10 protein-coding genes are annotated in these 13599 nt (G+C 62.9%); 4 read left to right on the top strand and 6 right to left on the bottom strand.

Going from position 1 to position 13599, the window contains the following annotated elements; all coding sequences use genetic code 11:
* The first annotated feature begins 151 nt into the window (after positions 1 to 151).
* The 3 genes from NKI37_RS25910 to NKI37_RS25900 are packed head-to-tail and all read left to right on the top strand — an operon-like array spanning position 152 to position 3163.
* Positions 152 to 1204 carry a Bug family tripartite tricarboxylate transporter substrate binding protein gene (locus NKI37_RS25910; protein WP_023695518.1) on the top strand — a complete coding sequence of 351 codons (1053 nt, stop codon included), beginning with the start codon at positions 152 to 154 and terminating at the stop codon, positions 1202 to 1204.
* The gene (locus NKI37_RS25905; RefSeq protein ID WP_352788722.1) at positions 1204 to 2106 is read left to right on the top strand and encodes a tripartite tricarboxylate transporter permease; all 903 of its coding nucleotides are present in this window, start codon (positions 1204 to 1206) and stop codon (positions 2104 to 2106) included. The genes NKI37_RS25910 and NKI37_RS25905 overlap by 1 nt, the downstream gene beginning before the upstream one ends.
* Entirely contained in the window at positions 2006 to 3163 is a 1158-nt protein-coding gene (locus NKI37_RS25900) for a tripartite tricarboxylate transporter permease (protein ID WP_352794601.1), read from the top strand. Before NKI37_RS25905 ends, NKI37_RS25900 begins: the two co-directional genes overlap by 101 nt.
* Before the next feature lie 8 nt (positions 3164 to 3171).
* On the opposite strand, the gene NKI37_RS25895 is transcribed toward NKI37_RS25900, so the two are convergent.
* The 6 genes from NKI37_RS25895 to NKI37_RS25870 all read right to left on the bottom strand — a co-directional run bounded on the left by NKI37_RS25895 (position 3172) and on the right by NKI37_RS25870 (position 11598).
* Positions 3172 to 4113, bottom strand: coding sequence for a class I SAM-dependent methyltransferase (locus tag NKI37_RS25895; protein ID WP_196814857.1), 942 nt, complete (start codon positions 4111 to 4113; stop codon positions 3172 to 3174).
* Positions 4062 to 5069, bottom strand: a complete 1008-nt coding sequence (locus NKI37_RS25890) for a hypothetical protein (RefSeq protein WP_023695521.1) — start codon at positions 5067 to 5069, stop codon at positions 4062 to 4064. Before NKI37_RS25890 ends, NKI37_RS25895 begins: the two co-directional genes overlap by 52 nt.
* A 265-nt stretch (positions 5070 to 5334) precedes the next feature.
* Positions 5335 to 5652 (bottom strand): DUF2934 domain-containing protein, encoded by a 318-nt coding sequence (locus NKI37_RS25885; RefSeq protein WP_023695522.1) that lies wholly within the window; start codon positions 5650 to 5652, stop codon positions 5335 to 5337.
* A gap of 87 nt (positions 5653 to 5739) precedes the next feature.
* Entirely contained in the window at positions 5740 to 6327 is a 588-nt protein-coding gene (locus tag NKI37_RS25880; protein WP_023743854.1) for a BA14K family protein, read from the bottom strand.
* A 188-nt stretch (positions 6328 to 6515) separates the two neighbouring features.
* Entirely contained in the window at positions 6516 to 10325 is a 3810-nt protein-coding gene (metH, locus tag NKI37_RS25875) for a methionine synthase (RefSeq protein WP_352788725.1), read from the bottom strand.
* Between the two features lie 151 nt (positions 10326 to 10476).
* On the bottom strand, positions 10477 to 11598 hold the full coding sequence (locus NKI37_RS25870; protein ID WP_352788728.1) for a KamA family radical SAM protein: 1122 nt from the start codon (positions 11596 to 11598) through the stop codon (positions 10477 to 10479).
* Positions 11599 to 11799: 201 nt separating this feature from the next.
* On the opposite strand from NKI37_RS25870, the gene NKI37_RS25865 reads away from it, so the two are divergent.
* The gene (locus tag NKI37_RS25865; protein ID WP_352788731.1) at positions 11800 to 13446 is read left to right on the top strand and encodes an acyl-CoA synthetase; all 1647 of its coding nucleotides are present in this window, start codon (positions 11800 to 11802) and stop codon (positions 13444 to 13446) included.
* The last annotated feature ends 153 nt before the right edge of the window (positions 13447 to 13599 follow it).

Genomic DNA, 13599 nt, shown 5'->3' with positions numbered 1-13599 from the left:
TTGAAGATCGGGGTAGACGCCGGTTGCGGACGCCAATTGGCCACACAGACCGCGACATTCACGAACCTAAGCGCGATTGCTAAGGAACAACGCTGGCGTTGCAAGGGCTTTCTAAAGTATCACCACTGGGTGAAATCTGGGGCTTGGCGAGATGAAGTTCTTTCGTGTGGCGTTGGCGGCAATCACCGCCGCGGCAATCTACCTGCCGTCCGCGGCAAGCGGCGGCGAGATCGCTTGCGCAACCACCTACGCCGGCCGGCGAATCACCCTCGTTGTCCCCAACGCTGCCGGCGGCGGCTATGATACCTATGCCCGTGCATTTGCGCCGGCCCTTGCCAGCACGACCGAGCTCAATGTCAGGGTCGTCAATATGCCTGCGGCAGGCGGATTTGCGGCGCTAAAGCGTGTAACCAATGCCCCGTCCGACGAACTGGTCCTTATGATTGAAAGCGTCTCAGACATAATTTCGCAAGGTGACATTCCGGCTGGCGTCGACAACTGGATGAATCGGCTAAATCCGATAGGACTGATTCACATCGATCCCGAAGCGTGGATTGTTCGGAACGATGTCGATTTGCAAAGCGCCAAACATCTGGTCGCGTCGGTTTCATCGCTTGAAGCCGGCATCCTGCCGATAGTGCTCACCGCGCACCTCCTCGATATCAAGGTCGACGTGGTCTCGGGCTATGAAGGCAGCGGCGCACTCATGTCCGCGCTCCTGCGTGGCGAAGGCGATATGACATCCAATTCATTGACGACAGGCTTGCGCTCGACCGCCGCAGGCGAAGCCAAAGTCGGTCTGGTTCTCACGGAGGGACCTGACCCGAACGCGCCAGGCGTGGCTTTCCTGGCGGGTGAAGGAGGGTTGGTGTGGCAGCGCAGCCAAGGCCTTTCCAAGGAGAAGCAGGAAGAACGATTGCGGTTGGCCATCGCCGTCGCGAAAGCTTCGGCGACAGCGCGGGGATTTTTTGCCCCTGCCGACATGGAGCAGAAATCGCTAGGTTGTCTTCGTGACGCCGTCTCCGCCGCGGTCAAGAGCGATGGGTTCAAGGTGGCGCTTGAAGCTCAGAAACGTCCAATCGAGCCGCGCGACGCTGACCAGACCGTCATCGTGATCAACGATATGCTCAGTGCCTTCCATGAGGCGGAAGCGTATCTGAAAAAACACCCGGAACTCGAGCGGGATGCGCGAGCAACGCGCTGATGACCGGATATTGGGCTGCCCTCGGCACTGGACTGGGCAATGTATTCTCCTGGCCGAACATACTGATCCCGGTGCTTGGCACCTTGGTTGCCATGGCTACGTCCTTTCTTCCAGGGATTGGCGGCGCCAGCCTTGCAACCCTTCTGCTGGTCGCAACCGTGCATTGGGATCCGGTATCGGTGTTGTTGCTGTTTGGCGCCCTGACCGGCGGCGCGACCTTCATGGGATCTATAACGGCTATCCTCTTCAACATACCGGGCAACGCGCCAAGCGCGGCAACCCTGCTCGACGGCCATCCGATGTCCAGGGCCGGCCTGCCTCGCACCGCGATAGCCGCCGCGGCAACGGCCTCGGCCGTCGGATCGGTTTTTGGCGTCCTCGTCCTCATAGCGCTCATGCCGATCATTCGGCCGTTCATCCTGCAATTCGGACCGTTTGAATACGTGCTGCTCGGCGTGTGGGGCCTGTCGACGATCATTGCGGTTCCAAGCGCGTCCCGTCTGAAAGCGCTGGCGATGGCGCTGCTGGGGCTTTTGGTCGGTCTTGTCGGAACTGATCCGACCTATGGCCAACCACGCTGGACGTTTGGGAGCATCGCTCTCTTCGACGGCGTCGACATGGTCGCGCTGCTGCTTGGCTTTTTCACCGTTTCTGAAATCATCTCGTGGCGAAAAAGATTGCAGCTTGAAAAAGCGGCTGGCCTGGAAAACCCGAACGACTCGATCTGGACCGGTATGCTTGCTGTCTTTCGTCATTGGGGACTAACAATGCGATCGTCGGCCATCGGCGTGTTGGTCGGGCATCATTCCAGGTGTTGGAGGAACGGTCGCCAGCTTCGTTGCCTACGGGCAGGCGATCCAGACAACCCCCAGGGACCAGCGCTCAAGGTTCGGATCTGGTGACATCAGGGGCATCATTGCGCCGGAAGCGGCCGTCGATTCGAAGGACGGAGGCTCGCTTCTGCCGACCGTTGCCTTCGGCCTTCCCGGCAGCGAGGGCGGCTTGATCCTGCTGACAGTCCTGACGGTACACGGCATCGTTCCGGGCATACCGATGCTGACGACCGGCTTGCCCCTGACGTTCACGTTGATTACCGCGCTGCTGCTGTCGAACCTGCTGACGTCCGCAGTGGGATTGGCGTTGACACCATATTTTGCGCGCCTGACTGCTCTCAGGATCGACCGCATCGCGCTCCCGATCATTGTCGTCAGCTTCGTGACGATCGTGCAGCTAAACGGGCTGCTGATCGATCTGTACGTAGCCGTCGCTTTCGGGCTGGCCGGCTACATGCTGAAGCGCCTCGCCTGGCCGCAAATTCCTTTTGTCATATCATTCGTCCTGGGCGGCTTCATCGAGCGAAACCTGGCGCTCAGTGTGGAGTTGGCCCGTGTCGGCAGGCTGAACCCTCTACAACGGCCGGCGTCGTTGACGATCATGGTCATAATCGCGCTTTCCCTCGCATGGATCGTGCGCGGTGGTGTTTTGCCGCCGCGACGTGTCAAGCCAAAGCGTGCCGATGCCGCAGTCGCATGGCTGTTGACCGGTGGATGCGCTGTGATGGCAGCGATATCGCTCCAAGGGCAGCCAGGCTATTCGATCTTCGCGCAGGCCGTGGCCTGGTGTTGTCTGTTTGCGATGCTCGCGGTCGCCCTTGTGCAAACGATCTCGCTTGTTGGCCACGAGAAACAGGGAGGCGGACGGACCCATACGATCCCGGAAAGCCATCGTGTGCCGTTGATGATGATGCTCCTGTTGCCGGCCGCTGTCTGGCTGGCGGGCCTCCCGGCGGCGCTATCCCTGTTTACCCTGATATGGATTGCAGCCGGTCAGAAGCTGACCTTGAAGTCGGCGGCACTGGCATCTTGCACCTCGGTTGCGGTCGCAGTGGCGACCTGGTTTTATCTAGATCGGATAGCGGCTATCGACCTTCCCGCTTCTGCGATGTCGCACTTGTTCTAGTGGTCGGGCTACATCCTGACGGCGACGATTTCGTATCTTGGAATTGTCTGGACGCTGTCGGCAGCGGCAAGCGGGGAAACGCTTTTCCCGGTATGATGCTGCTCCGAGCCGACAATCGTCAGGTTGGATTGCTTCAGCATATCCGCAAGGTCTGAATATGTAGTGCGATCTTCATGCAGCGGTTCACCCCAGAGCGCTTCGACGGCCGTCTTCAGCTCCGCCACGGCAGCGGCAGGAAAATGCGCCGCGACGGCGGCCTTCTCGATGGTCGAAAGCCTTCGGCCGATTTCAGCGATGCCGCGAGGCCCCCTCGGCTGGTCTTTTTCCGATAGCAACCTCTGGGAGAGAAGCAGGCGTCCGCCAGGCTTGAGACTACGCGCCCAACTGTCGACCACCTGCTGGCGTGCGCTGCGGTCGAAGAAATTAAGAACGCTATGCGCGACAACTGCCTGCACCGGCGCACAGTCGCAACCGCGAATGTCGGCGCGGTGGGTCTCGAGCGCAAAACCGGCGGAGCGGGCAAACAGCCTGTTCTGTTCGACCGTCGTTTCACAGCGATCGATCAGCACAAATTCGGGCTCGATGCCGACCGGCCTCGTTTGGCCCAGAACCATTGCCGCCAGGCCGGTGTCGGCCGCGCCCGACAGGAGAATGCGACAGCGGCCCTCCTGGGCCACGGCAGCCAATTCACGTCCAAAGAACCCCCCGCCGGCCGGCTTGGCACCTTTCGATTCCAGCAGGCGGATCATGCTCCACGTGCGATGGTAGGGCATACACCCATGGCTCGGGTCACACAGCACCTCAGCCCAATCAAACGAAAAACGGGCAAGTTGCGTGAGTGGTTCGTCGGTGTAAATCGAGAGCCGTTGTCCTGCCGGTGGGCTTTCTCGCGGGCCGTTCATTGCGATTGCATCTTCCTTCGCCGGGCCATTCTTGTTCTCCAAAGCCATCTCACCGGCCATATCCAGCGGCCCGACTGAATGAATTGGTAAGATCCGGCTGAAGGCAGGAAGTCGATTCTCCCGGTGCCGGAACTGTCGATTGCCTCGAATGCAACTTTCAACGCCGCGATAATGTGGCCACGTCGTTCCTCACGGGCGGCTGCGCCACCTTTGAACTTCGGAAAAGTCGGATTGGGGTTGACCTCGAATATCACCAATGCGCCGTCTCGCAACGTGTAGTCCACGCGGCCGAACTGGATATGGCCCGTATTGCAGGCGCGAAGCAGGTCCTCAGCGTGCGGATTGTCCTTTACGAAGGCGAGTTCCTCGCGCACGAAATCCGGGTCGGTGCTGCTTGCCGATGACTTAACGTTCCAGTCGACGGACCTAAGTATGTGCTGGGACACAATCGCGTCCCCAATGCGGAATGCGCCATACTTTCGATAGTAGCCGTTCGAATCGCGATCGGCTTCAAAGGAGACGGCGATGCGCCGCTTCATCGGCTTGGCGTTGCCCTGGAGAACGGCGATCGCCTCTTCAAGTTGGCGTGGGTTTTCCAGAAGCTTGGTTTCCGGCCCCCAGAAGCCATCTTCCATCCGGATAAAAACAGGGTAACGGGTTGGTCGCTCATCCTGCTCCAGACGCGATACTTCGACCGGGTTGATTCCTCTAATACGAAGCCGGCGGAGCAGGGCGAACCGCTCCAGGACAGTCGCGGGATGGTTTAGAATTCGAGCATCAGGGTCGGCGCGCTTTGCGGCTTCGGCAATATCCGCCGCCGCCATCATTTCCATGCCATTCAGATACTCAAAATCAGTAAAAACCAAGGTACCCGCGGGAAAGTTCAGTCGGCGGAAGACTGACTGATAGGTTTCCATGCGCAAAAGCGGCAACAAGTGCCCTGCCGACGAAATCAGCCGCCGCATCGGCGTCTGATTCAACTCGTGCACCAACACTGTGATCATCGTTGCTCGCCACCCCGTCTCGACGTCGTATAGAGAAAGTGGCGAGAGTGTCTACAGGCACGCTGGTGCCGCGAAGTGGTTGGCACTTCGTATCGCAGCATCTGGGCTGCTTCGCCGGCATCGGCACCGTCCGCTTACGGATGTTGCTATGGCCAGCACGGATCAATTTAGGCGCAAAGCTGTCAGAGAATGACGGCCTCTGTCGCGACTGCCAAAATGATAAGTGTCAACAAGACCACTCTGAAAGATCGTCCTGGGCCTCTGATCAGGACGTCGCCCGCCTCTTCCCCTCAATCCCCCGCGCAGCCTGCTCAACCACCGCCCGGTCCGTGCCCAGCCTGTCGATCAGCTCCTGCGCCTCGTCGCCCGATATGCCGGTGCGCACGGCGAGTTCCTCGACGGTCAGGACGTCGGTGCTGGCGATCTCGCGCGGCAGGGCGTCGTCGGCCGTCAGCGGCAGGGCTGCTTCGCGGTCGATTTCGGCCTCGGCCCGGTGCCAGTGGTGCTCGGGGTCGCCAGTGCCTTCGCGCTCCCAGATCTGGTAGGCGCGCTGCTGTATCTTATGATGCCTGTCGTCGTTCATAGTGGTTCCTCCCCTGGGCTTTGAGGACGATCCGAACGATCCCAGAAATCGCGCGGTCGCAATCGTTCGCGGCGCCCTTCGCGCTGGCTATTCGCATTGCCGTCTCGGCCCGCCGGAATATGGCTGGTAGCTGTTGTCTTCCGGACGGTAGGAGCGATAGCGGCTGAAGCAGGAGGCGACATGGTCCGGTTCGCCGCCGGCGGCCGCGTAGGCGCCCGCGCCCTCGACATAGCTTGCCTCTCGCGGCGCGGCGCGGTCGGCGGCGAGATAGGGCGAGACGCAGGTGCGCTGCTGTCCGCTATAGGACATGTAGCTGTTGTCGTAGGGATCGTAGGAGCGGTAGCGGCTGGCGCACCAGGCGAGATGCGGCGGCGGCAGTTCGGTCCGCGCGATGGCGCCGGTGACTGTGGGATCGGGCTGCTGCCTGGCCGGGTCCTGGGCTGGCTCCTTGGCGGCGATGTCGGCAGGCGCGGACTGCTCGGGCACACGTTCGAAGTCCTGCGCCGTCTTGTCCACGGGCCGCGCTTTCCGGGTCCACAGTTCCGCCACGCTGACGGTGGGCCTTGCCTCCCGCACAGGCTTGGCGGCAAGCAGCCAGGCTGCGAAAACCAGCCCGCTGCCGAACACCGCAAGGGTCAGCACGAAGCCGCCGACCAGTCCCAAAATCGCTTTCACTCGACACTCCTTGTGTCCCTGCCAATAAAATGCGGGACATCACGGCTTGTTCCAGAAAAGCAGGCGCGAGGGACCTAAGTCTGACCGACCCACAACCGGCAGCTCGCCGAGAACCGGGTGCGGCGCGATTTTTTTCGACGGTGAAAATCAAGGGAGCGGTCGAGCCATTGGGCCAGATCACGTCCCGGCTATTCCGCCGCCTCGGCATAATCCACGGGCACATAGTTGAGGATCGGCCCAAGCCAGCGCTCGGCATCGGCCAGCGGCATGGCTTTGCGGCGGGCATAGTCCTCGACCTGGTCGCGCTCGACTTTGGCGACGCCGAAATAATAGCTTTCGGGATGGGCGAGATAGATGCCGGACACAGACGAGCCCGGCCACATCGCATAGCTCTCGGTCAGGCCGACGCCGGCATTGCGCTCGCCGTCGAGCAGCCGGAACAAGGTCGCCTTCTCGGTATGATCGGGCTGCGCGGGGTAGCCGGGCGCCGGGCGGATGCCGCGATAAGGCTCGCCGATCAGTTCGTCGGGCGCCAGCTTCTCGTCTGATGCATAGCCCCAGAATTCCTTGCGCACCTTCTCGTGCATGCGCTCGGCAAAAGCTTCGGCGAAACGATCGGCCAGCGCCTTGACCATGATCGAGGAATAATCGTCATTGGCGCGCTCGAAGCGCTCGGCGATCGCCACCTCCTCGATCCCCGCGGTGACGATGAAGCCGCCGATATAGTCCGGCTTGCCGCTGTCGGCCGGCGCGACGAAATCCGACAGCGCGACATTGGCCTTGCCGTCGCGCCTGGTCAGCTGCTGGCGCAGCGTGAAGAAAGTGGCAAGCTCCCGCCAACGCGCCTCATCCGTGAACAGCCTGATGTCGTCGCCGACGGTGTTCGCCGGCCAGAAGCCGATGACGCCGCGCGGCGCGAACCATTTTTCCGCGATGATCTTTTTCAGCATCGCCTGCGCATCCTCGAAAAGCTGGCGTGCCGCCGGTCCCTGCTTCTCGTCGTCGAGGATCTTGGGGTAACGCCCTTTCAGCTCCCAGGTCTGGAAGAACGGCGTCCAGTCGATGTAGCGCGCGAGCTCCGTCAGGTCCCAGTTGCCGAAAACCTTGACGCCGGTGAAGGACGGCTTCGGCGGCTCATAGGTCGACCAGTCGACCTTGTGCGCATTGTCCCTGGCCTTGGCCAGCGGAAGCCGCTGCTTGTCGGCCTCGGAGCGGGCATGCGCGTCGGCGACCTTTTTGTACTCGGCCCGCACGGTGTCGACGTAGCCGCCCTTGGTCTCGTTCGACAGCAAGGATGACACGACGCCGACCGCCCGGCTGGCGTCATTGACATAGACCGTCTGTCCCTTGGAATAGCGCGGGTGGATCTTCACCGCCGTGTGCACGCGGCTGGTAGTCGCGCCGCCGATCAGCAGCGGAATGTCGAACCCTTCGCGTTCCATCTCGGCGGCCATGTGCACCATCTCGTCCAGCGACGGGGTGATCAGGCCGGATAGGCCGATGATGTCGACATTTTGCTCGCGAGCCGTCTGCAGGATCTTCGCCGCCGGCACCATGACGCCGAGATCGATGATCTCGTAATTGTTGCAGGCCAGAACGACGCCGACGATGTTCTTGCCGATGTCGTGGACATCGCCCTTTACAGTCGCCATCAGGATTTTGCCGGCTGTCTGGCGCTCGCCATTGTCGATCCCATTGGCGGCATTCGCCAGTTTTTCCGCCTCCATGTGCGGCAGCAATCCGGCCACCGCCTGCTTCATCACGCGCGCCGACTTCACCACTTGCGGCAGAAACATCTTTCCAGCGCCGAACAGATCGCCGACGACATTCATGCCGGCCATCAGCGGGCCTTCGATGACATGCAGAGGCCGCTCGGCCGCAAGCCGCGCCTCTTCGGTGTCGGCGTCGATGAATTCGGTGATGCCGTTGACCAGCGCATGCGAAATCCGCTGCTCGACCGTCCAGTCGCGCCAGGCGAGATCGCGCTCCCTGGCTTCCTTGCCGGCCGTGCCCTTGAAACGCTCGGCGATCTCCAGCATGCGTTCGGTGGCGGTGCCGCCGGCCCTGGGCGCGCGGTTGAGCACGACGTCCTCGCAGGCTTCGCGCAGCTCCGGCTCGATCGTGTCGTAGACGGCCAGCTGGCCAGCATTGACGATGCCCATATCCATGCCGCGCTGGATGGCATGGTAGAGGAACACCGCGTGCATCGCCTCGCGCACCGGCTCGTTGCCGCGGAAGGAGAAGGACAGGTTCGAGACGCCGCCCGAGATATGCACATGCGGCAGCGTGGCGGTGATCTCGCCGGTGGCCTCGATGAAGTCGACGCCGTAATTGTCGTGCTCCTCTATGCCGGTGGCGACCGCGAAGACATTGGGGTCGAAGACGATGTCTTCGGGCGGGAAGCCGGCCTGTTCGGTGAGCAGCTTGTAGGCGCGGGTGCAGATCTCGACCTTGCGCGCCCTGGTGTCGGCCTGGCCGGCCTCGTCGAAGGCCATGACGACCACCGCGGCGCCATAGGCGCGCACCAGTTTCGCGTGATGAAGGAAGGCTTCCTCGCCTTCCTTCATCGAGATGGAGTTGACCAGCGGCTTGCCCTGCACACATTTCAGCCCGGCCTCGATGATCTCCCATTTCGAGGAGTCGACCATCACCGGAACACGGGCGATGTCCGGTTCGGCGGCGATCAGGTTGAGATACTCGACCATCGCCTTTTTCGAATCGATCAGGCCTTCGTCCATGTTGATGTCGATGATCTGGGCGCCATTGGCGACCTGGTCGCGCGCCACATCGAGCGCGGGGACATAGTCGCCCGCCGTGATCAGTTTTCGGAACTTGGCCGAGCCGGTGACGTTGGTGCGCTCGCCGACATTGACGAAGGGAATCTCGTCGGTCAGCGTGAACGGCTCCAGCCCGCACAGGCGCATCTTGCGCTCGATCTCGGGGATGGCGCGCGGCGGATACTTTTTCACGGCGCCGGCGATGGCGCGGATGTGGTCCGGCGTCGAGCCGCAGCAGCCGCCGACGACATTGACCAGCCCTTCGCGCGCGAAATCCTCGATCTGTGCGGCCATGAAGTCCGGGCTCTCGTCATAGCGGCCGAATTCATTGGGCAGGCCGGCATTCGGATAGGCGCAGACGAAGGTGTCGGCGGCGCCTGAAATTTCGGCCAGATGCGCGCGCATCGCATTGGCGCCGAGCGCGCAGTTGAGGCCGATGGTGAAGGGGTTGGCATGGCGCACCGAATGCCAGAAGGCGGTCGGCGTCTGGCCCGACAGCGTGCGGCCGGAGAGATCGGTGATGGTGCCCGAAATCATCACCGGCAGGCGCACGCCCTTTTCGAGGAAAATCTCGTTGCAGGCAAAGATCGCCGCCTTGGCGTTCAGCGTGTCGAAGATGGTTTCGATGAGAATGATGTCGGCGCCACCGTCGACCAGGCCGCGCAGCTGCTCGCCATAGGCCAGGCGCAATTCGTCGAAAGTCACCGCACGGTAGCCGGGATTGTTGACGTCGGGCGACATTGAGGCGGTGCGGTTGGTCGGCCCGAGCGCGCCGGCGACGAAACGGCGCTTGCCATCTTCCTGCTGTGCCCTCGCCGCTGCCCGACGCACCAGTCGCGCGCCGTCGCGGTTCAGCGCGTAGACGGCATCCTCCATGCCGTAATCCGCCTGGGCGATCGAGGTCGAGGAGAAGGTGTTGGTCTCGAGGATATCGGCGCCAGCGATGGCGTATTGATAATGGATCTCCTCGATCGCCTTCGGCTGCGTCAGGATCAAGAGGTCGTTGTTGCCTTGCTGGTGGCAGGCGCAGCCGGCGAATGCCTCGCCGCGAAAATGCTCCTCGTCGAAACCGAGACCCTGGATCTGCGTGCCCATGGCGCCGTCGAGGATGAGGATGCGCTCGCGTGCCGCCGCGGTGAGCGCCGCAAGCACTTCCGAACCGTCGGGCTTGGCCGCGACGGGGCCGAACAAAACGTCCAGCGATGCAGAATTCTGCGACATTTTTTATCCTTGAGGCGACAACCATCACATAAGGATATCTTTATGTCAACATATGGAATGCAGGCGAACGCGTCGTGGCGAGAGTTTGGTGCGATCGGTCATCCCGATCGACAATGTGACGGCGGCGGTCATCGTCGCCGCTGCGCCGTGCCTACACCACCACGTCCCGATATACCCTCACCTCGCCATCCTGGCCGCGGATGCGCCAATCCTGCCCGTCCCGTCCCTCGACATGGCATGGCCCGAGCGGCACCTTGCCGCCGCCATCCGGCAGGTCCAGCACATAGACCGGATTGCAGATGCCCGACAGGCGGGCGCGCAGCGCGCCGGCCAGCGCCTGTCCCTGCGCAATCGTGGTGCGCCTGTGCGCCATGCCGCGCGCGAGGTCGCCATGGTGCAGGTAATAGGGTTTGACGCCGAGCCGGTACATCAGTTCGCGGCAGAGTTCCTCCAGCACCTCGACCGTGTCGTTGACGCCCTTGAGCAGGACACTCTGGTTGAGCAGCACGAAGCCTGCCTGGCGCATGACGCGGCAGGCCAATTCGGTGGCCGGCGTGATCTCCCGCGCATGGTTGAAATGGGTGACGATTGTGACCATCAGCCGGCCCTGCAACGCGCCAACCAGCCCCGGCGTGATGCGCGCGGGCAGTACGACAGGCACGCGCGTGTGGATTCGCAGCAGCCTGACATGCGCGATCGCCTCGATGCGGGCGCGGATTTCGGCCAGCGCCTTGTCCGGCAGCGACAGCGGATCGCCGCCGGTCAGGATCACTTCGCGGATTTCGGGATGGCCTTCGATATAGGCAAAAGCCTCTTCGAGCGCTTCTCGCGTATAGCCGCGGCCGATCGAGGTCAGGGATTCCTTGCGGAAGCAGAAGCGGCAATAGACCGCGCATTGGTAGGTCGCAAACAACAGCACGCGGTCGGCGTGGCGGTGCGTCAGTCGCGGCACCGGACTGAAGGCATGGTCGGCGATCGGATCGTCGAGCTCGCCTTCCGTTTCCGTCAGCTCATCCGGCGATGCAATGACCTGGGCGCGGATCGGATCGGCGGGATCGTTCCAGTCGATCAGGTCGAGATAGGTTTTGGGGGCACGCACCTTGTGGCGCGTAGCCGCCTCCTGCGCCGCCGCGTGCTCGGCGGGTGACAGCGGCAGCGAGGCGAGATCGCGGACGTGGCGCACACCGGCGCGGATGTCGTCCTGCCACGCGGTGTCGGCGTCGCGTCCTTCGTCGGCTGTGGCCGCGTCATCGAAAGTTGAGTTTGGGATCATTGGGGCCTCGGGGCAATTCTGGCGGTGCTATCGGCCGGATGGACGGTTCGGTCAACAGCAGTGGCTCGGCGCGGATTGTCGCTGCGCTGCGATCCTTCGCATCCCCCGACTATCGCCGTAATCGACCAGCGCAGCAATTTCAGGCAATCTGACCGATAAGGCGCTCCAAGGGGAGATGGGCGCCGCTTAGGGAGGACCGCAATGAGCAAAATGCCGCGCTATGAGGATGCCGTTCAGCGCTTTCGCATCGAAGATGAGATCGCGTGGTTGTATGGCAACCCTGGAACCGGCATCAATGCCTATGTCGAATGCTGCGGCCGCTACACCGGACAAAACCGGCTGGCGCTGCGCGCGATCTCGGCCGGCGGTGAGCTTCGCGAATTCAGCTTCGACGATCTCGCCGACATGTCGGGGCGCGCCGCCAATGTGCTCAAGGCCGCCGGCGTCCGTGCCGGCGATGTCGTCGCCGGCATGCTGCCGCGCGTCCCCGAACTGGTGGCGCTGATCCTCGGGACGTGGCGCATCGGCGCGGTCTACCAGCCGCTGTTCACCGCCTTCGGTCCGAAAGCCATCGAGCACCGCCTCGGCTATAGCGGCGCCAGGATCGTGGTGACCAACCCGGCCGATCGCGGTAAGCTCGACGAGGTCGAGACATCAGCGCAAATCGCCACCATTCTTGGCAATGGCGATGTGCTGCCTGCAGGCGACATCGATTTCCGCGCCGCGCTTGCCGCCGCCTCGCCCGACTGCCAGCCGGTGATGCGCAAGGGCGACGACTTGTTCATGATGATGTCGACGTCGGGAACGACCGGCCTGCCCAAGGGCGTGCCGGTGCCGCTCCGCGCCCTGCTCGCCTTCGGCGCCTATATGCGTGACGCCATCGGCTTGCTGCCCGACGACATCTTCTGGAACATCGCCGACCCCGGCTGGGCCTACGGCCTCTATTACGCCATCACCGGCCCGTTGCAGCTCGGCATCGCCACGACCTTCCATGAAGGCGCCTTCAACGCCAAGAGCACTTACGACATCATCGAGCGGCTCGGCGTCACCAGCCTTGCCGGCTCGCCGACCGCCTATCGCCTGCTGATGGCGGAAGGCGCGGAAGCTGCGGCCCGTGTCAAAGGCAGACTGCGCGTGGTGAGCAGCGCCGGCGAGCCGCTCAACCCGGAAGTCATCCGCTGGTTCGACGCAAATCTCGCCGCGCCCATTCACGACCATTACGGCCAGACCGAGAACGGCATGATGGTCAACAACCATCATGGGCTCTCGCATGTCGTGCGCGCGGGCTCGGCCGGCTTCGCAATGCCCGGATATCGCATGGTGGTATTGGACGAGGCCGGCAACGAGCTCGGCCCCAACCAGCCCGGCATCCTCGCCGTCGACATCGCGAAGTCGCCGCTGCGCTGGTTCGACGGCTATCACCAAGCCGAGACGCCGGCGATCACGGGCGGCTACTACCGCACGGGCGACACGGTGGAGTACGAGCCGGACGGTTCGGTTTCCTTCATCGGCCGCGCCGACGATGTCATCACTTCGGCCGGCTATCGCATCGGTCCGTTCGACGTCGAAAGCGCGCTGATCGAGCATCCGGCGGTCAACGAGGCGGCTGTCGTCGGCGTGCCCGATCCGCAGCGCACCGAGATCGTCAAGGCCTTCGTCGTTCTGGCGCCGGCTTACAAGGGCAATTCGGAGCTCGCCGAAGAGCTGGCCCAGCACGTCAAGAAACGGCTCTCGGCGCACGCCTACCCGCGCGAGGTCGAGTTCATCACGGAACTGCCGAAGACCCCAAGCGGCAAGATCCAGCGCTTCCTGCTGAGGAAGGCGGAGGTGGAGAAGCGCAAGGCGTGATTAGGCGCCAATCTCCCCCCTCGAGGGGGAGATGTCGCCGAAGGCGACAGAGGGGGTCGTTGGGCGTGAAGCGCGAACGTCGTCTCGCGCTGGAAAAGGGGTCAGCGCGTCGCGCGCGGCGACCCCCTCTGGCCTGCCGGCCATCTCCCCCTC

The organism is Mesorhizobium sp. M0626 (assembly GCF_040320665.1).
Classification (GTDB): domain Bacteria; phylum Pseudomonadota; class Alphaproteobacteria; order Rhizobiales; family Rhizobiaceae; genus Mesorhizobium.
Note: the sequence above shows the minus strand (reverse complement) of the source record. Positions and strands in the feature narration are given on the sequence as shown.

Excerpts from the sequence above, each read along its gene's own strand:
- NKI37_RS25910 (WP_023695518.1), top strand. The coding sequence starts at position 152 with ATGAAGTTCTTTCGTGTGGCGTTGGCGGCAATCACCGCCGCGGCAATC.
- NKI37_RS25885 (WP_023695522.1), bottom strand. The coding sequence starts at position 5,652 with ATGAACGACGACAGGCATCATAAGATACAGCAGCGCGCCTACCAGATC.
- NKI37_RS25865 (WP_352788731.1), top strand. The coding sequence starts at position 11,800 with ATGAGCAAAATGCCGCGCTATGAGGATGCCGTTCAGCGCTTTCGCATC.
- metH (WP_352788725.1), bottom strand. The coding sequence starts at position 10,325 with ATGTCGCAGAATTCTGCATCGCTGGACGTTTTGTTCGGCCCCGTCGCG.
- NKI37_RS25870 (WP_352788728.1), bottom strand. The coding sequence starts at position 11,598 with ATGATCCCAAACTCAACTTTCGATGACGCGGCCACAGCCGACGAAGGA.
- NKI37_RS25895 (WP_196814857.1), bottom strand. The coding sequence starts at position 4,113 with ATGGCTTTGGAGAACAAGAATGGCCCGGCGAAGGAAGATGCAATCGCA.
- NKI37_RS25890 (WP_023695521.1), bottom strand. The coding sequence starts at position 5,069 with ATGATCACAGTGTTGGTGCACGAGTTGAATCAGACGCCGATGCGGCGG.
- NKI37_RS25905 (WP_352788722.1), top strand. The coding sequence starts at position 1,204 with ATGACCGGATATTGGGCTGCCCTCGGCACTGGACTGGGCAATGTATTC.